This window comes from Bacillus sp. R45 (assembly GCF_021729365.1).
In the GTDB taxonomy this organism is placed as follows: domain Bacteria; phylum Bacillota; class Bacilli; order Bacillales; family Bacillaceae; genus Bacillus; species Bacillus velezensis.
Window position 1 is genome coordinate 3,488,565 of record NZ_CP091421.1, and the last position, 24,609, is coordinate 3,513,173.

Sequence of the window (24,609 nt, forward strand, 5' to 3'; positions counted from 1 at the left end):
TTAAACGGGATGGAGACGACGATTAAAAAAGACCCCAGCGCTTACGGCGGGCCACAGGCAGCGGAGGTTCCTTATAAACGGCTTTGTTTTCAGCGAGAAGCGCCGCATTTTCCGTGAGCATGTAAATCAGCTCCGCCCCTGCTTCTTTTTTCAGAACGCTGATCGCCTCCTGATAATAAAAATTTCTCGGTCCGAGATTATGGGCGTCAGATGCGAGAAAGTGGATCAAATTCGCTTCCATCAGCTGCAGCGAAAAGGATTTCGCTTTCCGCCCGAATGCTCCGGCAATGCAGCCGGCCGTCACTTGGGCGGCCGCCCCTTTCTTCACAAGACTGTAAAGGACGGAAGGATTTTCGCGAATTTCCCTGTTCCGCTCCGGATGGGCGATGACGGGGACATATCCGTTCAGCTGCAGTTCATAAAACAGCCTTTCAGCATAGGCCGGGACATGATCCGCCGGAAATTCCGCCAGCACATACTTTGTATTATGGAGCGGGGCAAGCGAGCCGCTTTGAAGACCTGCCAGCAGATCTCCGTCTATTCTGATTTCCTGGCCTGGCAGAACAGTCAGCGGAATGCCTTCCTTATTCAAACGTTTGTTTAACAGGCTGACCGCTTCGTTGACCGTATGCCGATCCGTGTCATAGCGGTATTTCACATGATGCGGCGTCGCGATGATCGTATCAATCCCCTGTCTGACCGCTTCTCTCGCCATCTTCAGGCTTTCTGTATCATCCGCCGCGCCGTCGTCTATGGAAGGAAGGATGTGACAATGGATATCTATCATATTTCAATCCCTCCTTAAAAAGAATGGACCGCGCCCATTGTGACATTATTGTCCGTAATAGGCGTAGTCCGAATGTTTCGTTTGTTTCTTCCCGTTCATAACGGCCCCAAGGAGCTTGCACGGGCAGTAATCGAGCGCTTCTTTCGCCTTGGCCGCTTTTTCTTTGTCCGTTTTCCCGCTTGAGATCACCATAATGGCCCCGTCAGTGTAGCTGCCTAATATTTTCGTATCGGCTACGGCCAAAACGGGAGGCGTATCCAAAATCACCTTATCATAAACTGCGGCTGCTTCTGACAGAAGATCTTTCATCGCACCCGTCGATAAAAGCTCCGCCGGATTGGGCGGGATCGGCCCGCTCGTTAAAATATCCAAGTTTGCTTCATCAGCCGGCAGGACGGCATTCTGAAACGGCATCTGTTTTAACAGCAGCGACGTTAATCCAGTTCCGTTATCCAATTTGAAGGTGAAATGAACCGTCGGTTTGCGCAGATCCGCATCAATTAAAAGCACTTTTTTCCCCTGCTGTGCAAATACGACGGCAAGGTTGGCCGCGGTTGTCGATTTTCCTTCTTCCGGACCGGCGGATGTGATCAAAAGGGACTTCACCTCCGTATCAACGGAAGAAAATTCAATGTTTGTGCGAATCGTACGATATTGTTCTGAGTTGATGGATTTCGGCTCAGACATCGCAATCACGCTTCGTTTTCCGGGTTTGTCTTTTTTACGCGTCAACATGTCCGCCTCCCGCTTGTTTGGTTTCCGCCATCCTCAAGCTTTTGGCAACGCTGTCTTTAGTACTGATTGAAGTAACCGTTCCCAGGATCGGGATGCCGAGCAGCGCTTCCAGCTGTTCTTCCGATTTGATCGTATTATCCAGATGTTCCAGCAAAAAGGCGAGACCGATTCCGCCCAAAAGTCCGGCGGCAAACGCAATCGCGATGTTCAGCTTACGGTTAGGCTCTGCCGGTGACTGGCTGTCCGACGCTTCGGCCTTTGAAAGGATGCTGACATTATCCACGTTCATGATGGCGGTGATCTTGTCCTGAAAAACGGATGCAACCGCATTTGCCATAACGGCCGCCCGCTTAGCATCCGTATCCCGAACGGCAATCGTCACGACTTGTGAATCCTGCTCGCTGGATACCGTGATTTTCGATTCCAGCTCTTTCGAAGTCATGGACAGATGCAGCTGTTTAATCACCTCATCGAGGATGACCGGGCTTTTGATGATGACATTATACGTGTTGATTAATTGGAGGTTGGTTTGAACGTCATTGAATTGGACTTCTTTTTGATTGTTTTTGGATTGGCTGACCAAAATTTGAGTTGAGTTTTCATAGACCGGCGTAAGAGCGAAGAAACTGATGAGACCGCCTGCGGAAGATGCCGCCGCGGTAATAATAAGTATAAACAGCAGACGCTTTCTCAGTATTGCGAATATTTCCTTTATGCTTGCAGATTCTCCCATATAACCTCCATATCACTTTCCGTGTATTCCCATTCCCTCCAATGATCTTTTCCAATTACGATTATACAGCTTTAAACTGTCATTTCTAACCTTTTCAAATGACAAAATTCGACAAAAATAGACAATCACTTCAATCTGATTTATATTTGTAAGCGCTTTAAATACTGGTGTCACAGGAAGATTAAAAAATCCCGCGGCCAGGAGGCTGCGGGATTTTATGTTGCATATCCATTTTTAATATAAGAAATCAAATTCTCAAGCATTTCTTTTGTGGTCATCTCAGAGGACTGCTCACCGATGTCGTGCGCATGCATTAAAATCTTCAGAAACTCCTCTTGATCTAACTTCGTTTTCTTCATCATTCGTTTCCTTTCGGCTTCCATTAAATTGAAAACAAGATTATTATATGCTGTCGGGTGCTGTTTTGCAATCTCTAATACATCATTCGACACATTCGGGTTTTTATGTCCTTTTTTAGGAAAAACTTTTTCCGGGCCATGTGTTGCGATATAATAGAGGAATTGGAATCTTTTTATTTTGTGACTCGTTAGGAGCGATAATCATGCTTCAGGATATGATTGCTAAAGAAGATGTGCTCGCAGCGGCTGAACAGCTTAAAGAACTTCTTCCTTACAATGAAGACAATGTTCAGCTGATGAAGAAAGCACTCATTTTATATCGGCAGGATTCCGTCTATCGTATACAGGTTCAAACCCCGACAGAGATTTCCGCATATGTGCAGGATGTTGTGCCTGTAAGGGTCACGCTGAACTTATTTTTCATGGTGAAAAGCGGCTGCGCATGCCCGTCTGAGGCGATCTGCCGCCACGTGCTCGCCGTTTTTCTTTACGTATATGCCCAATTCGAGCGGGTCGGTACCTTTACCGAACATTGGCTGGAAAGAGAAAAGCTTGAGGAAAGCAGGGAGCTTGTCCGCCGGCAGTTTCAGGAAAAAGTGCTGCCGAATGAAGAGTCGCTGTCAAGCTGGCTCGCTTTTTTTGATTCGGAATTCTCGCTGTGGGAGGCGCGGACGCCGGCCGGAAGCCAGACGATGCAGGGCCTTTATTACGGCTATCTGTCAGCGCTCAAAAAACACGCCCCGAAAAAACCCGAGCTTAAAAGCTTATATCAGATTCATTCGGCGCTTGCCGTCTGGCTTCACATGTTCACTTTGATTGAGTCAGGCAGATTGGATGCCGAAAAAGATTATTACAGCATTAATCCATACGTGGAACAGCTGATGGATACGATTTATTCCTCCATTGACAGACTGAAAACGTACGCCTTGTCTTTTTCACTCGATCCTTTTTTAGACCGGACGCCCCCGGTGCTCCGCAGACTGCTTGTGAAAGAAGAGCTTTTTCAATACGAACGCCTCCGGATATTCGGTGAAATGTGGAGCGCGCTTTTGAACCGGCCGAAATGGGTCGCGCGTGAACAGGAGATTCTCGAACAGGAAAGCGGGCGCCGTTTTTCGCCGGAAGTGCGGTTCGGACGGCTTCATCTGGCCTTTTTGCAAAAAGATGATGAAGCGGTCTTTGAAGATATGTCCCGCTTCCCTCCTGAAGCGCTGCCGTACACTTTTCAATGGCTCGGTGAACTCACCGCGAAAAAAGACTGGAAACGGCTGAAAACATGGTATGGCCGGATCGAACCGCTTGCCGTGAACTATACGAAGCTTGATAAGCCGTTTAAAGAAATGCGCGACATCATCGGAGAGCTGTTTGCACTGTTGGCGGATTATGCGCGGCACTCACGGGATGATCAGCTGTTTGAACGGTTTGCTTCCGGCTGCCTTCCCTATACCTTTACCGAATACAGCCAGTACCTGTACGAAAAACGGCGGTACGCGGAATGGGTCGAGATTCACAGCCTCGTCGGTTTTTCCGTCTGGGAAATTGAAAAGGACATCCTGAAGGAAATTGCCGCCAGTGATCCGGAAGCGCTCATCCCCTCCTATCACCGGGCGGCGGCCTTTTTTATCGACCAAAAAAACCGCAGCGCCTATAAAGAGGCTGCGCGCCACCTGAAAAAACTGCGGACGCTTTATAAAAAGGCAAAAAAACAGCAGGTATGGGAGCGTTATATCAGCCGGCTGAGCGCAAGCTACAAGAGGCTGCGCGCCCTTCAAGAAGAATTGCAGAAAGGAAAGTTGATTGATGGCGAGTCTTAAGGAAATTTTCATTCATGTAGAACAAATGGAAGATTGGACATTTACGCTGTCAAGCCATGATGAGAAGGAGCAGCCGCTTACTCTCAGTCAGATGAAGACTCATTTGTTCCAATGGCATGAGTCCACCTTTTACGGAACGTTTCTTGAAGACGTCAGCTTCATCGGCACTCCGGCCGTTCTGCTCAGCCCTTGGATGACCGTCGAGCTGCTTGGAAAAAACTCGTTCAATTCATTCAGCACCGTGCAGCTGACAAAGGAAACGGAACCGTTAATCGAAGCGGCTTCGACGATATACGAATTTATTGCTGACGGCGATTTTCTTCCGGATTATGACGCATGGCAAAATGGCGTCCTGCGCTTCAAAGACCGCGAGCTTTTGCTGGAAGGCTTTACGGCAGACTGGTTCTCAGCCGCGGTACAGGACTACATTCAGTACAATGATGACCTGCTGGAAAAATGGCGGCGGATCGAAACCCGTTCGCCGGCCGTTCATACGTTTAAAGGCTCCTTTTTGGATGAAGAGGATTTTCTGGAGGGAATCGGCTGGCATGACGATCTGACGCCGTTTACCGTCGGCCTCCGATTAAACGAGCCTGATTTCGACGGTGACGACTGGAAAATCGAGATGTTTTTACGGGAGAAAAAAACCGGCTCCATCACCTTTTTCGACGGACTGAAAGGGCTGAAAAAAGCGTGGCAGGCATACAGCGGAAAAATCGCGCGTGAACAGGACCGCTTCCGCAGAACGGTTCCCTGGCTTTCGTTTGATTCAGGAACGACGCTGATATCTGAAGAAGAGGCTTGGATCTTCTTATCGGAAGCGAGTGAGACGCTTGTCGATATGGGTGTGGAGATTCTTCTCCCATCATGGTGGCAGATTGTCCGTGACAGCAATATGATGCTTAAGGCGAAAGTGTCATCCTCCCCGCGGGGCGAGTCCTTCGTCGGCATGAACGCTCTGCTTGATTTCAACTGGAGATTCGCCACGAACGGGATTGAGCTGACAGAGGATGAATTCAATGAGCTTGTCGCAAACAACAGACGTCTCGTCAACATCCGCGGCCAATGGGTGAAAATTGATCCGCAATTTATTAAACAGATGAAAATACTGATGGAAAAAGCGGAATCTGAGGGCCTCCACATGTCCGACGTGCTGGCGCGCGAATTGATGGATCACGGGGAAAACGGAGCCGAGGACACGGACATCATTGACTCATCGGCATTTGCCGGAATCAAGATCGAATTATCAAAGCATCTCAGAAGCCTGATCCGCAAACTGACGGATGCCGGGGATCTGCCGGAGCATGAAGTCAGCGCCGCGTTTCAGGGCCAGCTCCGCCCTTATCAGATGTACGGCATGAACTGGCTTCTGTTTTTACGGGAAAACGGCTTCGGCGCCTGTCTCGCAGATGACATGGGACTTGGAAAGACGATTCAGATGATCGCTTATTTTCTCCATGTGAAGGAAAGCGGCCGGCAAAAAGCGCCTGCCTTAATCATTGCGCCGACATCGGTGCTCGGCAACTGGCAGCGTGAGCTCCAGACCTTCGCGCCGCAGCTGAAGGCCGTGCTTCATTACGGCCCCCGCAGGCCGAAGGGGGAAGCATTTGTCCCGGCCTATCAGGACGCGGATGTCGTTCTTACTTCTTACGGCCTCTCGCACGCCGATCAGGAAGAGCTTTCTTCCGTGACATGGAGCACCGTCTGCCTTGATGAAGCGCAAAACATTAAAAACGCGCATACGAAGCAGTCCCGCGCAATCAGAAAGCTGAAAGGCGTCCATCATATCGCGCTGAGCGGAACACCGATGGAAAACCGCCTGACAGAGCTTTGGTCGATCTTTGATTTTATGAACAAAGGCTATCTCGGCAGTCTGACCGGCTTTCATAAACGCTATGTGCTGCCGATTGAAAAAGACCGTGACGAAAAAAGAATCAACCAGCTTCAGCAGTTAATCCGGCCGTTTTTACTGCGCCGGACAAAACGGGATGAAGAAGTGGCGCTTAATCTTCCTGACAAGCTGGAACAAAAAGAGTTTATCCCGCTCTCAGCCGAACAGGCATCCCTTTATGAACAGCTTGTCAAAGATACATTTGAACATATGGCTTCTCTGACCGGGATGCAGCGGAAAGCGCTGATTCTGAGCATGCTCGGCCGCTTGAAGCAAATATGCGACCATCCTGCGCTCTATTTGAAGGAAGAACAGACAGATCTGTTAAACGGGAGATCCGTCAAACTGGAAAAGCTGCTTGACTTAATGGCGGCGATCCGCGGACAAGGGGAAAGCTGCCTCATTTTCACCCAATACATTCAGATGGGCAACATGATGAAGCGCCTCCTGGAAAAAACATTCGGAGAACCGGTTCAGTTTTTAAACGGAAGCCTGTCCAAGCAGGAACGCGATTCCCTCGTCGAACGGTTCCAGAAGAAAGAATACCCGACGCTGATTTTGTCACTGAAAGCGGGCGGAACCGGCCTGAATCTGACGGCTGCCAATCATGTCATTCACTATGACAGGTGGTGGAATCCGGCGGTGGAAAACCAGGCGACCGACCGCGCCTACCGAATCGGCCAGGAACGGTTCGTCCACGTTCACAAACTCATTACGACGGGAACGATTGAAGAAAAAATTGATGCCATGCTCGAAACGAAACAAACTTTGAACGATCAGATTATCCAAAGTGAAAATTGGATTACCGAGCTGTCATCCGATGAGCTTGAAGAATTATTCACCCTCAGCGCATCGGCGCAATCACATTAAACGCAAAAAGACCGGCTCTCTCGGAAGAGCCGGTCTTTTATGTCGTCCTTACTGTTACGCCGCATTTGCCATGAATGCGTCACGCCAGTCATGAACAGTATCGCCATACCTTTCACAGTAAATTCCTGATCATATACGCAACGCCGTTTTGATCATTTGTCAATGTAACGGCATCAGCGATCTCTTTAATATCTTCTCTCGCATTCCCCATCGCTATGCCTTTTCCGGCCGCCTGAAGCATTGAATAGTCATTTAAGCTGTCACCGACCGCGGCGGTTTCAGCCATCGGAATGCCGAGCTTTTGCGCCAGCCGTTTGAGCGCCTGCCCTTTTGAGGCGTTTCGAGACGCCACTTCAAAGTTGTGATCGGCAGAGCTGACAAGGGTGAGATCTTTCTGACCGCTGAATCGGTCCCAGCCCGCTTTCAGCTTCCGCTCATCAAACGAAAATCCGAGAATATTATAAAAATCCAGATGCTCTTCTTTCTCAAAGAGCTCACGGTATGAATGAATGTAAGCAAAGCCGGACTGGCTGTATTGCACTGAAGCCGCCTGTTCCAAAACGGAAAGATCGGTTTCCGGATTGGCGCTTTTCACCCGGTCCATTTCGATATCGAGCAGCTGCCTGCCGGTTTCAGGCGTATAGATGGCTTTGTTTGTAAACACCTCATAATAATATTGATTCTCTTCAAGCCATGACAAAATCCCCCGGGCTCTTGATTCTTCAATCGCTTCACAATGGTACAGGCTGCCGTCAGGAGCATGAATGGCGGCTCCGTTTGCGCTGATAATCCATGTTTTTATGCCGAGCGGTTCGAATATGGAGTGCACATCAAAATGCGCGCGTCCAGTGGAAACCACGATTTCAATTCCCGCTTGCCGGGCTTCCCTTAAAGCCCGCTTGTTTTCATCACTTACTTGATGACTGCTGTTCAGCAGTGTGCCGTCCAGATCTATGGCAATCAGTTTCACATGTCCTCATCCTCTTCTTCAGATTCAGTTACAAGCAATTCTACGCCGTGCCGGTCGAGCAGATCGCAAAAATCCTGATCAGGCAGCCGATCGGTAATCAGCAGGTCAACCTCGTGCAGGTCTGCATACTGATAAAAACTCGTACGGCCAAGCTTCGAGTGATCGCTCAGCGCAATCACCTGTTCAGCCTGTCGGATCATTTTACGCTTTACCATGCCGTCTTCTTCATGCGGAATCGTCAGGCCGTTTTCCGAGATGCCGACAACGCCGATCAGCACCTTATCAGCGTGATAATCCCCCAGTTTTTCTACAACGGAAGCCCCGTATAAAAACCGGTGTTCCTTCTGGAGCTTTCCGCCGAGCAGGTGAATATCAATTCCCTCTTTTGCGGAAAGGATATCGGCCTGATTGATCGAATTTGTAATAACAGTGCAGCCGGTGACATTTAAATGCTCCGCGCAGGCCTGAACGGTTGTCGATGTGTCCAGGATGATCCGGTCTCCTTTATGAATCAGGGATGCGGCCAGCTTGCCGATTTTGTTTTTCTCTTCAGAAACGGTTTTCAGCCGGCCCGAATAGCCCGGAACTTCCTGATTCACTGACGGCAGAATCGCGCCGCCCCGTGTTCTGATAATGGCCCCTCGCTCTTTCAGCTTTACAAGGTCCCTTCTTGCGGTATCTCTTGAAATATGAAGCAGCGAACATATCTGTTCAGCGGTGATCCGCCGGTGCTGTTTCAAATATTCCATTATCGCAATCAGTCTTTCTTCTTGATACACGTCCTCATTCCCTTTTTTTCGTCACTTATCTGTAAGTAATTATAAGTTTTTATCCCAATATATTCAATGTTTTTAAGTATTTATAAGCGAAATCACTTCTTTTTAACCATTTTTCAGCTCCCGCACAAAAAAACCAGTCTTTCGACTGGCGAATGGGAAGGAGGTATTGCGGGGCCCGCTGAAAGGCGGGAAATCGAGGAAAAAAGCATGCTATTCAGCCAGCGGCTCTTTCCGTTTTTGATCCATAAACCGAACGGTATCAGCCATGACCTCGGTCACATAAACTTTTACGCCGTCTGTCTTTTCATAGCTTCTCGTCTGGATTCTGCCGCTTACACCGACCATTGACCCTTTTTGGCAGTACAATGCCGTGTTTTCAGCGTTTTTCCTCCAGATGGTGCAGTTGACAAAGTCGGTTCCGGTTTCACCCGACGCGCTTTTAAAATTGCGGTTTACCGCCAACGTAATATGAGCGACGGGAATGCCCGCTGATGTAAAACGGAGCTCCGGGTCTTTCGTCAGCCGGCCGACAAGCATAACGTGGTTAAACAAGCCGTCTCCTCCTCTCTTTTTCGAGGCTGGCTTCATTGTAGTACAAAGGCTCATGAAAGCAAAAAGCGGAAAAAGCCGTTATCCGTTTGGGCTGCTTTTATGTTTTTGTTTTTCTTTCTGATAAAAAAAACTTTTGTTTTTGACCGCTTATGTAATATGTATTTTTGAGCAGCCGCGAGAAAAGTTTCGTTTTGAGCCAGTCTTTCTCAAACATGCGGACAAACTTTCCGCCGTCCCATGCGAACCAGTAAAAACTCAGCTTTTTATCAGTCAGTGAAAGCTGAATTTTATACTGTTCCATGCGGTCTTTTGTTTCATATAAAAAGACGACATTTCCCCTTCTGTTAAGATGCACCTCACAATCTTCCTTTTTGCATACCAAGTAGGAATGATCGTCTTTTCGCCTTGAACCGTCTTCTATATAGATTTCCTTCAGGCGCAATTGATTCATAAGCATCTCTCCATGACCATATTCTTTTACATTATAATGAAAAAATAGAAATGATTAAATGTTGACCGCCTACAAAAATGATGAAGCATGTCTTACAGCATTTTCCCGGGAAAAATGATATGTGTTATAATAAATGAACGAAAAACATGGACAACAGGGGTGAAAATAAGAGATGAAAACCTTTAAACTGGTTGATCTGAATGTGGAACGTTTAGATAAAGACGATCAGCCGATTGAACAGTTTCCCCTTTTAGACGGATTGATTATCAACAAAGAGGACGGAGAAAACCACTGGTTAATTGAAGCACTGGTCCCGGCCGAACACTTTTCTTTTTTTGACATGCTGATGAAAAGCCAGAAAGAAGCGAAGGTGTTTGTAACGATTACGAAAAAAAGCAACCGCCCCGCCCAGCTGACGGGAAGCATCAAAAATATCGTGGAGCTGGAAAAGAGTATACAAGTTTTAATTTACGGTCAAATGGTGTCAAGAAACCACCCCGGATCAGAAAGCATTCTGGAGTCGCTCGTGAAAGAAGGCTACTCGGGCAGCCGGCTGATTGAAGCGTTTAAACAAAAATTATAATCATAAAAAAGGCCGGACGTTAATCATCCAGCCTTTTTTTGTGCCTTAGTCATTGTGAGGAGCCCGCTGTTTCAGCAGATCTCTGATTTCAGTCAGCAGTTCTGTCTGCTGATCTGTTTCTTCTGCTTCTTCAGCCTCTTCTTCTGCTTCTTTTTTACGTCTCAGCTTGCCTATTGTGCGGATCACGATAAAGATAGAAAATGAAATAATGAAGAAGTTCACAATCGTTTGAATGAAGCTTCCGTACTTGATATGAGCATCGCCGAATGTCACGGCCAGCCCTGAAAAGTCAAGACCGCCAAGAAGCAGGCCGACAAGCGGCATGATGATGTCTTCAACGAGCGACGTCACAATTTTGCCGAAAGCGCCGCCGATGACGACACCGATTGCCAGATCCATGATATTGCCCCGCATCGCAAAGCTTTTAAATTCTGACCACATTACATTCACCCCTTTCTATACAAAATGGGCTTTTTTATAAGCCCATTCGTTTGTTTTTATTCTCCGAGCGCAAATGTTAATTCAGCTTCACACACGAGCTCGCCGTCAACTTTGGCAACGCCTTTGCCGCGTCCGATCGTACCGCGCGCGCGGGTAATATCAACCTCAAGCTCCAGCTTGTCACCCGGTTTTACCTGCTTTTTGAAACGGCAGTTATCAATCCCCGCAAAAAATGCGAGTCTGCCCCGGTTTTCTTCTTTAATCAGCATCGCAACCGCTCCGACCTGCGCCAAAGCCTCTACGATTAAGACGCCCGGCATAACAGGGTATTCAGGAAAATGGCCGTTAAAAAAATCTTCATTCGCCGTCACATTTTTATATCCCGCCGCCCGTTTTCCTTCTTCGACTTCTGTAATTCTGTCTACCAGAAGAAACGGATAGCGATGGGGAATAATTTCTTTAATTTGCTGAGTATCAAGCATTTTCTTGACATCTCCTTCATCGACAATAGTATGTATAGAAGGTATATGCGCTAACCAATCTGTACATTTGGAAGTATATTATGAATCAATTTCTTTTTCAACCGCGCTGTAAACTGTAACCAGCTGGCAATGAGCCTCGTCCATTAATGTGTTATGATAAATAAAGATTTTTACCCTATGCAAAGAGGTTGGAAGATGATTGCTAAGTTTACTGAAAAACGTACGCTGGTGATGCTGAATGAGTGGTATGACGCCATGGGAAAACGCCAATTCGATCTAGCCCGTTCCCTTCACGAACAAATCAATCAGCATCTCCCCAAATTACAAAAGAACGCAAAGCTCAAACTCAGATATCAGCTGTTTTTCGCACGGTTTCAGCTGCTGTTTGAGAAAAAAGACGGTCTGACTAAATTGTTCTGCGAGCTGAAGCGGCGCAAAGATGAGATGGACCATGAATTAACTTATTATTTCTATTTTTTCAAAGGGTTATTCCATATGGTGAATGGCGCTCCGAACCGTGCTGTCTGCCGCTTTAAAGAAGCTGAACAGTACCTGCCGGCCATTCAGGACCGTTTCGAAGCCGCTGAATTTTATTATAAAACAGCGGGTGCATATTACATGATGAAGTCGCCTGCGCTCTCCATTCAATATGTCAATAAAGCGCTGGAAATCTATCAAGGTGAATTCGGTTACATCAAAAAAACGCTCAGCTGCCGTCTGCTTCTCGCCGTGAATTACATAGACGAGGCACGCTATGAAGACGCAGAACAGCTCTTTAATGAATCCATAAAGATAACGGACCGGATCAATGACAATAACCTGCTGTGCCACGCCTATTATAATTTTGGTTTTTTAAAGACCGCCCAGAAAAAAGATAAAGAGGCCCTCCCTTTTTACAAAAAGGTATTGGGCAATCAGCGTTTCGAGAAAGAGTCTCCCGTTTCCTACCTGCATTGTGTATACGAAGCGGTCAGAGCACTTTTTAAAACCGGATATGCCGCCGAAGGACAAACCGTGCTGCAGAAAGGTTTATACATATCTGAAAAAGTGCAGAACAAGATAATGAAATTGAAGCTGACCGCGCTCAACATACTGTACACCGCTCAGGAGGACCCGTACGACCGATTGCAGAAACTCGTGCTGGAGCTGCAGAAAATTGAAGCGTGGGTGGATTTGGAAGTGCTGCTTCAGGATATTACTGATTACTACAAAAAAAAGGGCGATTTTGAGAAAGCCGCATTTTTTATCATGCGCGGCTGATCAAAACGCCCCTTCTTTTATCTGACTGAGTTGATTAAGCCCAGCATTTGGTCTCCCAATGTAATCGTGCGGCTGTTCAGCTGATAGGAACGCTGAGACACGATTAGGTCGGTCATTTCTTTTGACATATCGACATTTGAACTTTCAAGCGCGCCCTGCTCCATGCCGATTGCCTGCCGGTTTGCGCCGGTAAGCTCTTCAATCGCTGATGCCCCCGCTCCGTTTACGGAAAACAGATTATCCCCTTCCGCATGAAGGGCCTGAGGATTATTGACATTGACGATGCCGAGATTAAACGTCTGCGAACGGGTTCCTGCCGGGTCTGAAGCAGTCAGCGTTCCGGTTTTGCTGATTTTCAGCTGATTCAGCGAACTGTCAATTTGTATGGGCTGGCCGTTCTCATCGAGAATGGGATTGCCTCCCGCTGTCAACAGCTGAAGCACCCGGTCATTTCCGCCGGCCGGCTTGAGGGAAAGTGAGCCGTCCCTTGTATACACCCGCCGTCCGTCCGCTTCTGCCTGAAGATATTGATAAGGTGAGGTGAACGCGATATCAAGGTCACGGTCGGTTTTTTTGATGCCTCCCTGCCCTGAGTCCAGCTGCGGAGTCATGACCGTTCCGGCGCCGAGACGCAGGCCGGGCGGCGTTTTCCGCATGTTCGGCGAATTTTCCTTTTTGTCATCTATATGGTCATACTGCTGTCTGATCAGCTCGGAAAAGCGGGAGTCCCTCGCTTTATAGCCTGTCGTATCACTGTTTGAAAGGTTGCTGCTGACTGTATCCATCTGCTGCTGAAGCTGATTTAAGGCTGTTGAAGCCGTCAGCATTGATCTGAGCATCATAATTGAACGTCCCCCATTTTGTTACACTTTGCCGATTTCATTTGCGGCTTTATCCATGCTTTTATCGTAAGCCTGAATGACTTTCTGATTGGCTTCAAATGATCTGTATGCTTCCGTCATTTCTGTATACGTGCTCGTCACGTCCACATTCGAAAGCTCCGAGACGCCTTGCTTTAATGAATACGAGACCTGGGGATTCGCCGCCGCGCTCGGCAGTTCAGTGCCGTCGGCCGTGCTGTATAGGTCATTGCCGTCCCGTTTCAGATTGCGCACGTCTTCTTCCATCCTGATGTCAATCTGCCCAGCCGGCCGGCCGTTTGTCGTGACCGTTCCGTTTTCTGATACGGTGAATTTTTCACTGTCGACTGTAATCGGCTGTCCGTTTGTTGATAAAACAAGGTTTCCGTTTATCGTAAGCTGATTGTTTTCATTTAATGAGAAAGTGCTGCTTTTTGAATAACGGACGCCGCCCGCAGTCTGCACGGGATAAAACAGCTCGGCGTTTTCATTCGTTTCGGCATTCTTGGGAACCTGATTCTCCATAAGCGCGATATCCATCGGCTGATCGGTCGTTTTCAGGCTTCCCTGCGTAAACAACGGTTTCAGCTCCTGCATGTATACGCCTGTGTTGACGGAACCGATTTTCGTTTTTTTATCGCCTTCTATTCGGCTCAGAAGCATCTCGGGAAAGGCGCGGATTGAACCTTGATCCTCTTTGTATCCTGACGTATTCGCGTTTGCGATGTTATTTGACAGCATTTCCGTTCTTCTCTGCTGTGTAATCATTGCGGACGTTGCGGTATATAATCCTTTTAACAAGTCTTCCACCTCTGAAATAGCATTATTTCCAGTTGCCTCACCGGAACATTTGTTCTATAATGAAAATCAGCATTTTTCTTATTATCGGATTTACATTCCCGTTCGTGAAGGGTTTGACAGAAAAAAACCCCATTCTTTTTCAGAATGAGGTTTTATCATCAGCTCAGTTTGCGTTTCGGAAGCTTGTCCATGTTATCCAGCATGACGCCGGTTCCGACCGCAACACAATCCATCGGGTTCTCAGCGACAAGAACAGGCACCCTCAGCTCTTCGGCAAGAAGCTGGTCAAGCCCGTTTAACAGCGCTCCCCCGCCGGTAATGATAACGCCGCGGTCGATGATGTCAGCGGACAATTCAGGCGGTGTTCTTTCAAGAACCTGCTTGGCGGCCTGCACAATGACGGCAACTGATTCACGAAGGGCTTCTTCCACTTCTTTGCTGTTTACTGTAATCGTTCTCGGCAGACCGGAAACCATGTCACGGCCGCGGATGGTGATTTCTTCATGACGTGCGTCTGGGAAAACCGTTGCGACCTTCACCTTAATATCTTCAGCGGTACGTTCACCGATCAGCAGCTTATACTCGCGTTTGATATAATTTAAGATTTCCATGTCAAACTTGTCCCCAGCCATCTTAATAGAAGAGGAGGTGACAATATCGCCCATAGAAATAACTGCGATATCTGTCGTACCGCCTCCGATGTCAACAACCATGTTACCGCTCGGCTGGAAGATTTCCATACCCGCGCCGATAGCGGCAACTTTCGGTTCTTCTTCAAGGTACACATGCTTTCCGCCGCTTTTTTCAGCTGCTTCTTTAATCGCTTTTTGCTCAACGGACGTAATATTCGTCGGGCAGCAGATCAGCATGCGCGGTTTTGAGAAAAGTCCTTTTACATTCAGCTTATTAATGAAATGTTTCAGCATAGCTTCTGTTACTTCGAAGTCTGCGATTACGCCGTCTTTCAGCGGACGGATCGCAACAATATTCCCAGGTGTACGTCCAACCATTCGTCTGGCTTCTTCACCGACAGCCAGCACTTTGCCGCTGTTTTTATCAAGTGCCACAACGGAAGGCTCATTCAGAACAATTCCTTTTCCTTTTACATGGATCAGTACATTTGCAGTACCGAGGTCAATTCCAATATCCCTTGCAAACATCTATTTATATCCTCCTTGATATCTGTTTCACAGTAAAATATCCACATTGTGCCCTAATTATATATATTATCATAATTTATCAAAAAAAAGCTGCTGAACGATATAAGTTCTTGACAAAATTTTGCGGATATTCGCGAAACCGCCCGGAGGAGAAAAAAGGGCCCGGCAGACGTCAGGCGCTACGGCTGCTGAACGGGCTCCCCTTCAAGAATTTCATCCTTCTTGTACTTTAATTTCGTCGCCTCGCCCCCCCTTAAATGTCTGATGGATTTATGATAATCGAGTATTTCTTTTACTTCATTCGCCAAGTCAGGATTGATTTCAGGCAGGCGTTCTGTCAGATCTTTGTGTACGGTACTTTTGGAAACACCAAACTCTTTCGCAATGACACGAACGGTTTTTTTCGTCTCCACGATATACTTACCAATCTTGATTGTTCGCTCTTTGATGTAATCGTGCACACCACTCGACCTCCCCAGTTGGATGTGAGAAGTGTGAAATGAGATCCGTATTCTGTAACAGATTCACTGATGATGCAGCTTCTTCGTTGTCCGATTATATAAGAAGGTTTTAGAAATATGCCCACGATCCCTCACCTCAAACACTCTCTTTGATAGGTTTGTAACAGTGTATTAGCAATGAATTGGGAATATGCTAAAAACTCAATAAGGACAAGGGGCGGGTCATAATTTTCTGCTTTTTGAACGGGGGGTTTACATCCGCGCGATCCTGCTGTAGAATGAAACAGCACAATTAGTTACTTAGGTAAGTTTTTTGAAAAGGAGAACGGAAATGATCCACGTCAACAGACGCCTCATTCACCAAATCAATCAATGCGCCCGCCTGATTACGAAGAAAGCCAATGAACGGCTGGAACCATTCGGCCTGTACTCCTCTCAATGGTCAATCCTATATTGCTTAAAAACGATCGGACCGATGACCCAAAAAGAAATCTGGTCCTATCTGAACGTAGAGGCGCCGACCGTTACCAGAACGATCAAACGCCTTGAAGAAAACGGCTGGATTCAGCGGGAACAGGGAGAAGACAAGCGGGAAAAGCTCGTCGTCCTGACGAAGGAAGCTGAATTGAAATACAACAGCATCAATCAAGAGATGCTGAAGTTCGAGGAAGACATGCTTGCGGATTTCCAAGATGGAGATAAGGAAGCTTTTTCTGAGTTTCTGAATGTGTTTTTAACGAAATAATAAAGAAAGGGAAGTGCTGTACTTTTGAGTAAATCTGACTCGATCTGGACCAAAGATTTTATTATGGTCGTACTCGTGAATTTATTTGTCTTTGTGTTCTTTTATACATTTTTGGCCGTGCTGCCTATCTATATGATTCAGGAGCTTGGCGGCAGTGAATCGCAAGGAGGGCTTTTGATCAGCCTGTTCCTATTATCTGCTATTATCACCCGTCCTTTTTCAGGGGCGATTATTGAACGGTTCGGCAAGAAAAGAATGACGATTGTATCTCTGGCGCTGTTCGCCCTGTCTTCTTATCTGTATTTGCCGATACACAATTTCTATCTGCTGCTCGGACTGCGTTTTTTCCAAGGCATCTGGTTCAGCATTTTAACGACGGTCACGGGCGCAATTGCCGCTGACCTTATTCCCGCCAAGCGGCGCGGCGAGGGGCTCGGTTACTTTGCGATGTCTATGAACCTTGCCATGGCGATCGGTCCGTTTCTCGGACTGAGCCTTGTGAAAATCATATCGTTCCCGGTTTTCTTTACGCTTTTTGCTGTATTTGTTTCTTTAGGCTTGCTGATTGCTTTTATGATTCGTGTGCCGGATCAAAACAACAGCGGAACGACTGTGTTCCGTTTTTCTTTCTCCGACATGTTTGAAAAAGGCGCGCTTAAAATCGCGATTGTCGGGTTGTCCATTTCTTTCTGTTATTCAAGTGTGACTTCATATTTATCCGTTTATGCAAAGACGATCCACCTGTTGGATGTCAGCGGCTATTTCTTCGTCTGTTTCGCCGTGACAATGATGGCCGCCCGTCCTTTCACAGGAAAGCTGTTTGACAGAGTGGGGCCGGGAATCGTCATCTATCCGTCGATTATCGTGTTCTCCGCGGGGCTTTGCATGCTGGCGATGACAAACAGCGCCTTCATGCTTCTCTTGTCCGGTGCCGTAATCGGTCTCGGATACGGCTCTATCGTACCGTGTATGCAGACGCTGGCGATTCAAAATTCGCCCGGACACCGTTCAGGCTTTGCGACGGCGACCTTCTTCACTTTCTTTGACAGCGGGATTGCCGGCGGGTCATATGTATTCGGCCTCTTCGTCGCTTCGGCCGGATTCCATTCGATTTATCTGGCAGCGGGGCTGTTCGTCCTGATTGCTTTGCTCCTGTATGGCTGGAGCCAGAAAAAAAGAACGCCGCTTGAAGCGGACGGAAACGTTTCAATCGCAGACTGATATGACAAAAAGCCGGGGACAGCCCCCGGCTTTTTTTATTCGGCCGCTCTTTCCCGCACGATTCGTCCCTCCGCTTTTGCATAAGGAGGATGAATGTACATAAGCGCCGTATAACCGAGACATGACAAAATGACACCCGCAAACCAGGAGATATCATAGATGCCGGCGAACGCCGGGACGTACATCCCGATTAAAGAAATAAACGCGCCGAGAAACGTCGCGGCAAAGGCCCGGTAATTATAGCCTTTGTAATAAGTGTACTGTCCGGTTTCTGAATAAAGGTCTTCAACTGAGAGCTGCCTTTTTCTGATGATAAAATAATCAGCCATCATCACCCCGGCCACCGGTCCGAGCATCCCGCCGATGAGTCCGAGAAACGCATAAACATTCGTGGCGCTCTCCATCAGCTTCCACGGTATTGTGAACAGAGCCAAAACGGCGGTCAAATACCCTCCCCTTCTGAATGTAATATACTTCGGCAGGACATTCGCCAAGTCATAGGCCGGTGACACGATGTTTGCCGCCACGTTAACCGAGACGGCGGCGATGCAAAGTGTGATGACCGAAAGAGCGATAACGAAAGGATTATCAAACCGGGCCAAAATCTCCACCACATCCCAAATCGGTTCTCCGAATGCTACCTGTGATCCGGATGTCACCGTGATGCTTGCAAACGCAAACAGCGCAAACGTTCCCGGCAGCCCGTAAAACTGGCCGCGAATCTGTTCTTTTTGCGACGCGGCGAACCGGGTGAAGTCAGGGATATTCAGAATCAGCGTCGCCCATATTCCGATAATGCCCGTCACTCCGGCGGCAAACGGCCAAAACGTTTCAGAAAATGTATGGAACTTTCCCGGCTGTGAGTAAATCGGACCGAGCCCGCCGGCAATATCTATCGCCCACCAGACCATGCCGCCGAAGACGAGATAAACAAGCGGGCCCGCCCACACTTCAAATTTTTTGATCGATTCCATGCCGTGCCGCAGCACAAGCAGATGAATGCCCCAAAAGAAAATGAACGACAGAAAGCCCGGCAGATGAAGCCCGAATATATTCCAATCTCCGCCGAGACTCCCCCAGCCCGGCCATATGTTCAAAAGCAGAATGTGTAAGGCAGTGCTCCCGGCAAATGTTTGAATTCCGAGCCACATGATGGCTGTAAATGCCCTGAGAAGCGCCGGAATGTTAGCGCCGTATATTCCGTAAGAAGCCCTGATAATGACCGGAAAAGGCAGGCCGTATTTCGTTCCGGCATGGCCGTTCAAGGCCAAAGCGGCGAACAAAATCAGTGACGCCGTCACGATAATGGCGAGCACCTGCCACGGAGAAAGGCCGATCGCAATGAGCCCGCCCACAGTCGCGTAGGTCGGGATATTATGAATACAACCCATCCAGATGGATGCAAAATTCACCGCCTTCCATGTCCGTTCGCCGTCTTCTAAAGGCAGTAAATCTTTGTTGCTTAGCCGATCACTCGTTATTTTTGTCATTTTCTCCCTCCCGCATGTACGTTTTCCTTACATCACATGTGAAAAAATATAACTGAAAATTCCGTAAATAACATTGGTCGCTGTCGACAATAATCGTTTTGATTTTTGAGCACATTACACAAAAAAAGAGACAGGGAGAGCCCGTCTCTTTTTTTCGCGCCTGTTAAGAGGCTTTTTTGAGGAGAACCGAAAACCGGAACGCCATCAAAAGGCTTACGGCGCCGACAACGATAAGAATCGTCCCAAGCATATGAAAATGGGCGGCGGTAATTTCTTTTCCGAAAAGAATGCCCAAAATGACAGAAGACAAAATCGAACCGAGATACCTGCAGGTCTGAAACAGGCCGGACGTTGTTCCGACCATGTCGGCGGGGCTCGTTTTCAGCATGGCCGCCTGAAACGTGACATTTCCGAAACCGTAGCCGACACCCAGCACGGACAGGATCAGCCCTTTTCCTATCATGGGCGCCTGAAGGAAGAAAAACGTTAACAGCACCGCTCCGATCGCGGTCAGGCAGGTTCCGGCAACAATCGGCTGAAGAAGCCCTTTCTTATCTATCCATTTTCCGGTCAAAGGCGACACCAGAATACTCATGCCCGACATAAACAGCATAATCAATCCGCTTGTCTGAACGGACAAATGCATTTCATCCTGAAAATAGCTCGGAAGCCCGAAAAAGATGCAGTAAAAGAATATATTCAGCAAAATAAATTGAATATACACCGACGATAGTTTCCGATGCGTTTTAAACAGCCTGACATCAATAAACGGCTTCTCTGTTTTCAGCTCACGCCAGATAAACAGCCCGACAAATAAAAGCCCGAATACGCCTTCTGTATAGTGAGGCTTCGTACTGAAGGACAATAAAAACGACAGGAGAAGGATAATCGCTCCGGCAAACAGGAGTATCCCGATTGTATCAAGCTGGCGGAGCACGCCTTTCAAGCCGCCGATCTCGCGTTTTTCATCTTTCGGAAACATATACATTCCGAGAAAAAAGCTGAGAATGATAAACGGCAGATTGACGAAAAAGATTGCCGGCCACCCTCCCCAAACGATCAGAAAACCGCCGAGAGTGGGACCGAGCGCCGTCATGGCTGATGCAAAGATTGACAGGACGGCCAGCGCCGAAGCCTGCTTCTCCTGTATATTTGAACGGATCAATCCGACGCCGGACGGATATATCGCGCTGCTTCCAATCGATTGAAAAAGCCGCATGATCAGCAATGTCATAAAAGTCGGCGCAAACGGCGCGCCGACCGCCGAGACGGCAACAAGCAGAAGCCCGATCAAAAACAGCTTCTTCCTGCCGAGCATATCACCGAGCTTCCCGGTAACAGGCTGCGCCACCGCGCTGGCAAGATAAAAGGACGATATCAGCCAGGACACCGTTGTAAACGACAGGTGAAATTCATGCTGAATACTGTGAAGCGCAAGAGAAATCATCGACGAGTTCAATGGGTTCAGCATCGTCCCCGAAGCCACGGCCGTCAAGAACAGGACGCGGCTTTTTTTGGAGATTGTCATTTTGTCTGTGCGATAAATTCTTCCGTCGTCCGGCTTCTGCCGATTTTCGGGAAGATAAACTTGAGTGTCGCTTCGTGCTGTTCATCGCTGAATGTCGCCATCGCGTCAGTTACGAAAACTTGCTGATACCCGAGCTGAAAAGCTTCCCGCGCCGTGCTTTCCACACCGATGTTTGTCGCAATCCCGCATAACACAATCGTGTCGATTCCCCGTCTTCTGAGCTGAAGGTCCAGGTCCGTGCCGAAAAACGCGCCCCACTGCCGTTTTGTTACCGTATAATCGTTTTCTTTCACTCCGATTTCAGGCACAAATTCAGCCCAATCCGCCGGCGGAGCCGAATGGCCCGCCGCCTCTTCATCCGTCAGCGGCTTCAGCGCATCCGCTCCGTCATGAAAATCTACGTTCACAAAGCTGATAAATCCGCCTTTTTCCCGGAACACATCAATTAATTTTTTCGCGTTCGGCACAACGGTACCGCTTTTATCCATCGGCACAATGCCTTTTTGTAAATCAATAAGGATCAAAGCCGTTTTTTCAAATTGCAGATTCAATGATGTTGTCATAATGATTCCTCCTGATGCAGTTAGTGTTTCTCACCCCGTTTATTTTACTCTTTCCCGGACAGGATTTCTTCCGCCAAGCTCCGGCGCTCTTTTTATGGATATAAAGTCGCATGACACCCCTTTGAAAAAGCGACATTATGAACGCAAAAAACCATGTCAGATAACCTTACACGAAAATGTTTTATCGTTCTTTTTTCTCTATAATAATGAATTAATCACGATTACATTTTGAATGAGACGGAGGAATACAACATGCAGATGGGCGATACAGTATTTATGTTCTTTTGCGCTTTACTCGTGTGGCTGATGACCCCCGGGCTGGCTTTGTTTTACGGCGGAATGGTAAAAAGCAAAAACGTGCTCAGCACGGCGATGCACAGTTTTTCTTCCCTCGCCATCGTATCCGTCGTTTGGGTTTTGTACGGATATTCACTTGCTTTTGCCCCCGGGAATACATGGCTTGGCGGGATTGAATGGGCCGGACTGAAGGGGGTCGGCTTTGAACCCGGAAGTTATAGTGATACGATCCCGCATTCATTATTCATGATGTTCCAAATGACGTTTGCCGTACTGACGACGGCCATTATTTCCGGAGCATTTGCTGAACGCATGAGATTCAGTGCTTTTCTTGTATTTTCCTTTTTGTGGGCTTCCCTCGTATATACGCCCGTTGCGCACTGGGTATGGGGCGGCGGCTGGATCGGCCAAATGGGCGCTCTTGACTTCGCAGGCGGAAACGTCGTCCACATTTCTTCCGGGGTCGCCGGGCTCGTGCTGGCGATTGTGCTCGGGAAACGCAAGGACGGCACGGCGGCTTCGCCTCACAACTTAATTTACACGTTCTTGGGCGGGGCGCTCATTTGGCTCGGATGGTTCGGCTTCAATGTCGGCAGCGCCCTCACGCTTGACAGTATCGCGATGTTTGCCTTCATTAACACAAACACCGCGGCTGCGGCCGGAATTATCGGCTGGATTTTAATCGAATGGATGCTGAACAAAAAACCGACCATGCTGGGTGCTGTATCAGGCGCTATTGCCGGGCTTGTCGCCATTACGCCGGCTGCCGGGTTCGTTACGCCGTTCTCTTCCATCGTAATCGGTTTCATCGGCGGGCTTGTCTGCTTCTGGGGCGTGTATTGGCTCAAAAAGACTTTCGGATACGATGATGCGCTTGACGCTTTCGGCCTGCATGGAATCGGCGGGACATGGGGCGGCATCGCGACCGGTTTATTCGCCACCACTTCCGTCAATGACGGCGGGGCAAACGGACTGTTTTACGGCGATCCGGGACTGCTCTGGAAGCAGATTGCAGCCATTGCGGCAACCTATGTATTTGTATTTATTGTCACTTTCGTTATCATTAAAATTGTAGGTCTGTTCATTCCCCTCCGCGCCAGCGAAGAAGAAGAGTCACTTGGGCTTGATTTAACGATGCACGGGGAAAAAGCATATCAGGACTTATAAAGTGAGGAGTGGCTTAGATGAGCGGTCAAATGTTCAAGGTAGAAATCGTTACGCGTCCGGCTAAGTTTGAAACATTGAAACAGGAACTCGGTAAAATCGGAGTCACATCGCTGACCTTCTCCAACGTACACGGCTGCGGCCTTCAAAAAGCTCACACCGAACTGTACCGCGGAGTCAAAATTGAAAGCAATGTGTATGAACGGCTGAAAGTGGAAATCGTTGTCAGCAAGGTCCCCGTTGATCAAGTCGTGGAAACGGCGAAAAAAGTGCTGAAAACGGGAGAGCCCGGAGACGGAAAAATATTCGTCTATGAAATCGGAAACACGATTAATATCCGCACCGGAGAAGAAGGACCAGGAGCTTTATAAACAGACAGAACGCCCGGAGACAGAAATATCCCGGGCGTTTTTTCTCGCTTCATTAAAAAGAAGAAGCCTTTTTTTCATGCGGGGCAGGACGCTTATGCCGTACGGTTTGTTTTTTCGCATATGTACTGATATTGACCAGTATGCCGCACAAAAACAGCGTCATAATCAATGAAGAACCGCCATAGCTGATAAACGGAAGCGGCACACCCGTAACCGGGAGGAGTCCGCTCATCGCTCCCAAATTCAAGACAACCTGAAACATTAATTGAAACGTAATTCCGATGGCAAGAAGCTTCCCGAACGGGTCATCAGCCCGCACGGCCGTTTTTACGCCGAGAAGCATTAACGCAAAATATAATCCCAAAACGATCAGAACACCGAATATCCCCAGCTCTTCACTGATCACGGCCATAATGAAATCGGTATGCGCCTCAGGCAGATAGTTCATTTTTTCAACACTGTTTCCAAGCCCTCTTCCGAAAAACCCGCCTCCGGAAATAGCAAAATAGGATTGAATCAGCTGATAGCCGTCCCCGTTCGCGTCACCAAACGGATTGGTAAAGGAAACGAGGCGCTTCACACGATAGGATGCAGAAAATGCGAGATAAACAACCCCCGACACCGCCGTCGCGCCGAGCACGAAAAGATGGCGCTTTTTCAAGCCGGCACATAATAAAATCGACCCGCACGCCGCCAGGATTAAGGAAGCCGTCCCTAAATCAGGCTCCGCCAAAGTGAGCAGAAAAGCGGTCCCCAAAATTACTAAAGGCGGCAGAACCCCTTTCACAAATTGATGAATGTACGGCTGCTTTTTCGTATAAATCGAAGCGAAATACAAAATCATGGCGATCTTCGCCAATTCAGACGGCTGTACGACAAGCGGGCCCGCTCCCAGCCACCTGCGGGAAAAATTCCGCTCCAGCCCGATTCCCGGTATCAATACGAGCAGCAGCAATACCAGCGAACCGACCACAAACAGCGGTACAAGCCGCGCATACCGCTTATACGGCAGACAGGCGGCAAATAGAAATAAGCATAATCCGATCAATAAAGAGGCACTTTGTTTATGGAAGAAATAGGATGGATCTCCGTACCGCTGAGACCCCATCACATCACTGGCGCTGTACACCATTAACAAGCCGAATCCGCAAAGCAGCATAATGACAAACACAAGCGGCAGATCGGCGTTTTTCAAACGTTTCAGCAACGGACAAAACTCCTTCGGCTATTCTTTTCCCGCA

General features: G+C 48.1%; 26 protein-coding genes. 8 read left to right on the top strand and 18 right to left on the bottom strand.

Features of this window, described 5'->3' with window-relative positions; all coding sequences use genetic code 11:
• Positions 1 to 22: 22 nt before the first annotated feature.
• The 4 genes from L3V45_RS17260 to L3V45_RS17275 form a co-directional block, all read right to left on the bottom strand.
• Positions 23 to 787, bottom strand: a complete 765-nt coding sequence (locus L3V45_RS17260) for a tyrosine-protein phosphatase (protein ID WP_014305981.1) — start codon at positions 785 to 787, stop codon at positions 23 to 25.
• A 45-nt stretch (positions 788 to 832) separates the two neighbouring features.
• Complete coding sequence (locus tag L3V45_RS17265; protein WP_021734086.1) at positions 833 to 1,522, bottom strand: CpsD/CapB family tyrosine-protein kinase; 690 nt, start codon at positions 1,520 to 1,522, stop codon at positions 833 to 835.
• Positions 1,509 to 2,255 (bottom strand): protein-tyrosine kinase activator TkmA, encoded by a 747-nt coding sequence (locus L3V45_RS17270; protein ID WP_014305983.1) that lies wholly within the window; start codon positions 2,253 to 2,255, stop codon positions 1,509 to 1,511. The genes L3V45_RS17265 and L3V45_RS17270 overlap by 14 nt, the downstream gene beginning before the upstream one ends.
• 215 nt (positions 2,256 to 2,470) lie before the next feature.
• Positions 2,471 to 2,614 (bottom strand): YwzD family small protein, encoded by a 144-nt coding sequence (locus L3V45_RS17275; protein ID WP_003151259.1) that lies wholly within the window; start codon positions 2,612 to 2,614, stop codon positions 2,471 to 2,473.
• A gap of 203 nt (positions 2,615 to 2,817) precedes the next feature.
• Here L3V45_RS17275 and L3V45_RS17280 point away from each other — a divergent pair, with 203 nt between their 5' ends.
• Together L3V45_RS17280 and L3V45_RS17285 are read left to right on the top strand one after the other, a co-directional pair.
• Entirely contained in the window at positions 2,818 to 4,428 is a 1,611-nt protein-coding gene (locus L3V45_RS17280; RefSeq protein WP_236837123.1) for an SWIM zinc finger family protein, read from the top strand.
• Positions 4,415 to 7,189, top strand: a complete 2,775-nt coding sequence (locus L3V45_RS17285; protein WP_024085902.1) for a DEAD/DEAH box helicase — start codon at positions 4,415 to 4,417, stop codon at positions 7,187 to 7,189. Before L3V45_RS17280 ends, L3V45_RS17285 begins: the two co-directional genes overlap by 14 nt.
• 112 nt (positions 7,190 to 7,301) lie before the next feature.
• Here the strand turns inward: L3V45_RS17285 and L3V45_RS17290 are convergent, their stop codons facing one another.
• The 4 genes from L3V45_RS17290 to L3V45_RS17305 form a co-directional block, all read right to left on the bottom strand.
• Entirely contained in the window at positions 7,302 to 8,159 is an 858-nt protein-coding gene (locus L3V45_RS17290; RefSeq protein ID WP_024085903.1) for a Cof-type HAD-IIB family hydrolase, read from the bottom strand.
• Positions 8,156 to 8,938 (bottom strand): transcriptional regulator GlcR, encoded by a 783-nt coding sequence (locus L3V45_RS17295; RefSeq protein WP_003151250.1) that lies wholly within the window; start codon positions 8,936 to 8,938, stop codon positions 8,156 to 8,158. The genes L3V45_RS17290 and L3V45_RS17295 overlap by 4 nt, the downstream gene beginning before the upstream one ends.
• Positions 8,939 to 9,148: 210 nt before the next feature.
• Positions 9,149 to 9,490 carry a single-stranded DNA-binding protein gene (locus tag L3V45_RS17300; protein WP_003151249.1) on the bottom strand — a complete coding sequence of 114 codons (342 nt, stop codon included), beginning with the start codon at positions 9,488 to 9,490 and terminating at the stop codon, positions 9,149 to 9,151.
• 97 nt (positions 9,491 to 9,587) lie between these two features.
• Complete coding sequence (locus L3V45_RS17305; RefSeq protein WP_003151247.1) at positions 9,588 to 9,941, bottom strand: hypothetical protein; 354 nt, start codon at positions 9,939 to 9,941, stop codon at positions 9,588 to 9,590.
• Between the two features lie 172 nt (positions 9,942 to 10,113).
• On the opposite strand from L3V45_RS17305, the gene L3V45_RS17310 reads away from it, so the two are divergent.
• Positions 10,114 to 10,524: a YwpF-like family protein gene (locus tag L3V45_RS17310; RefSeq protein ID WP_003151245.1), complete on the top strand. Its 411-nt coding sequence runs from the start codon at positions 10,114 to 10,116 to the stop codon at positions 10,522 to 10,524.
• Between the two features lie 45 nt (positions 10,525 to 10,569).
• Here the strand turns inward: L3V45_RS17310 and mscL are convergent, their stop codons facing one another.
• A complete protein-coding gene (gene mscL / locus L3V45_RS17315; protein ID WP_003151243.1) occupies positions 10,570 to 10,965 on the bottom strand; it encodes a large conductance mechanosensitive channel protein MscL in 396 nt (131 codons plus the stop codon).
• A gap of 56 nt (positions 10,966 to 11,021) precedes the next feature.
• Positions 11,022 to 11,447, bottom strand: coding sequence for a 3-hydroxyacyl-ACP dehydratase FabZ (fabZ, locus tag L3V45_RS17320; protein ID WP_003151242.1), 426 nt, complete (start codon positions 11,445 to 11,447; stop codon positions 11,022 to 11,024).
• A 195-nt stretch (positions 11,448 to 11,642) separates the two neighbouring features.
• Here fabZ and L3V45_RS17325 point away from each other — a divergent pair, with 195 nt between their 5' ends.
• Complete coding sequence (locus L3V45_RS17325) at positions 11,643 to 12,707, top strand: tetratricopeptide repeat protein (RefSeq protein WP_003151240.1); 1,065 nt, start codon at positions 11,643 to 11,645, stop codon at positions 12,705 to 12,707.
• Between the two features lie 17 nt (positions 12,708 to 12,724).
• Here L3V45_RS17325 and L3V45_RS17330 read toward each other — a convergent pair whose 3' ends face one another.
• The 4 genes from L3V45_RS17330 to spoIIID form a co-directional block, all read right to left on the bottom strand.
• A complete protein-coding gene (locus tag L3V45_RS17330; RefSeq protein ID WP_079004975.1) occupies positions 12,725 to 13,546 on the bottom strand; it encodes a flagellar hook-basal body protein in 822 nt (273 codons plus the stop codon).
• A 24-nt stretch (positions 13,547 to 13,570) separates the two neighbouring features.
• Entirely contained in the window at positions 13,571 to 14,368 is a 798-nt protein-coding gene (locus L3V45_RS17335) for a flagellar hook-basal body complex protein FlhO (RefSeq protein WP_236837127.1), read from the bottom strand.
• A 158-nt stretch (positions 14,369 to 14,526) separates the two neighbouring features.
• Positions 14,527 to 15,528, bottom strand: a complete 1,002-nt coding sequence (gene mbl / locus L3V45_RS17340) for a cell shape-determining protein Mbl (protein WP_003151237.1) — start codon at positions 15,526 to 15,528, stop codon at positions 14,527 to 14,529.
• A gap of 179 nt (positions 15,529 to 15,707) precedes the next feature.
• A complete protein-coding gene (gene spoIIID, locus L3V45_RS17345; protein WP_003151236.1) occupies positions 15,708 to 15,989 on the bottom strand; it encodes a sporulation transcriptional regulator SpoIIID in 282 nt (93 codons plus the stop codon).
• A gap of 331 nt (positions 15,990 to 16,320) precedes the next feature.
• On the opposite strand from spoIIID, the gene L3V45_RS17350 reads away from it, so the two are divergent.
• Both L3V45_RS17350 and L3V45_RS17355 read left to right on the top strand, forming a co-directional pair.
• Positions 16,321 to 16,734 carry a MarR family winged helix-turn-helix transcriptional regulator gene (locus L3V45_RS17350; protein WP_014305988.1) on the top strand — a complete coding sequence of 138 codons (414 nt, stop codon included), beginning with the start codon at positions 16,321 to 16,323 and terminating at the stop codon, positions 16,732 to 16,734.
• Positions 16,735 to 16,758: 24 nt separating this feature from the next.
• A complete protein-coding gene (locus tag L3V45_RS17355) occupies positions 16,759 to 17,955 on the top strand; it encodes an MFS transporter (protein ID WP_014305989.1) in 1,197 nt (398 codons plus the stop codon).
• A 35-nt stretch (positions 17,956 to 17,990) separates the two neighbouring features.
• Here L3V45_RS17355 and L3V45_RS17360 read toward each other — a convergent pair whose 3' ends face one another.
• From L3V45_RS17360 to L3V45_RS17370, 3 genes are all read right to left on the bottom strand, one after another.
• A complete protein-coding gene (locus tag L3V45_RS17360) occupies positions 17,991 to 19,445 on the bottom strand; it encodes an NCS1 family nucleobase:cation symporter-1 (protein ID WP_014305990.1) in 1,455 nt (484 codons plus the stop codon).
• Between the two features lie 163 nt (positions 19,446 to 19,608).
• The gene (locus L3V45_RS17365; RefSeq protein ID WP_024085907.1) at positions 19,609 to 20,973 is read right to left on the bottom strand and encodes an MFS transporter; all 1,365 of its coding nucleotides are present in this window, start codon (positions 20,971 to 20,973) and stop codon (positions 19,609 to 19,611) included.
• Positions 20,970 to 21,536 (bottom strand): isochorismatase family protein, encoded by a 567-nt coding sequence (locus tag L3V45_RS17370; protein ID WP_171463623.1) that lies wholly within the window; start codon positions 21,534 to 21,536, stop codon positions 20,970 to 20,972. The genes L3V45_RS17365 and L3V45_RS17370 overlap by 4 nt, the downstream gene beginning before the upstream one ends.
• 252 nt (positions 21,537 to 21,788) lie before the next feature.
• Here L3V45_RS17370 and L3V45_RS17375 point away from each other — a divergent pair, with 252 nt between their 5' ends.
• Both L3V45_RS17375 and L3V45_RS17380 read left to right on the top strand, forming a co-directional pair.
• Positions 21,789 to 23,000 carry an ammonium transporter gene (locus L3V45_RS17375; protein WP_234949485.1) on the top strand — a complete coding sequence of 404 codons (1,212 nt, stop codon included), beginning with the start codon at positions 21,789 to 21,791 and terminating at the stop codon, positions 22,998 to 23,000.
• 17 nt (positions 23,001 to 23,017) lie between these two features.
• Positions 23,018 to 23,368, top strand: a complete 351-nt coding sequence (locus tag L3V45_RS17380) for a P-II family nitrogen regulator (protein WP_003151222.1) — start codon at positions 23,018 to 23,020, stop codon at positions 23,366 to 23,368.
• A 52-nt stretch (positions 23,369 to 23,420) separates the two neighbouring features.
• Here L3V45_RS17380 and ftsW read toward each other — a convergent pair whose 3' ends face one another.
• Positions 23,421 to 24,575: a putative lipid II flippase FtsW gene (gene ftsW, locus L3V45_RS17385; RefSeq protein ID WP_003151221.1), complete on the bottom strand. Its 1,155-nt coding sequence runs from the start codon at positions 24,573 to 24,575 to the stop codon at positions 23,421 to 23,423.
• Positions 24,576 to 24,609 lie beyond the last annotated feature (34 nt).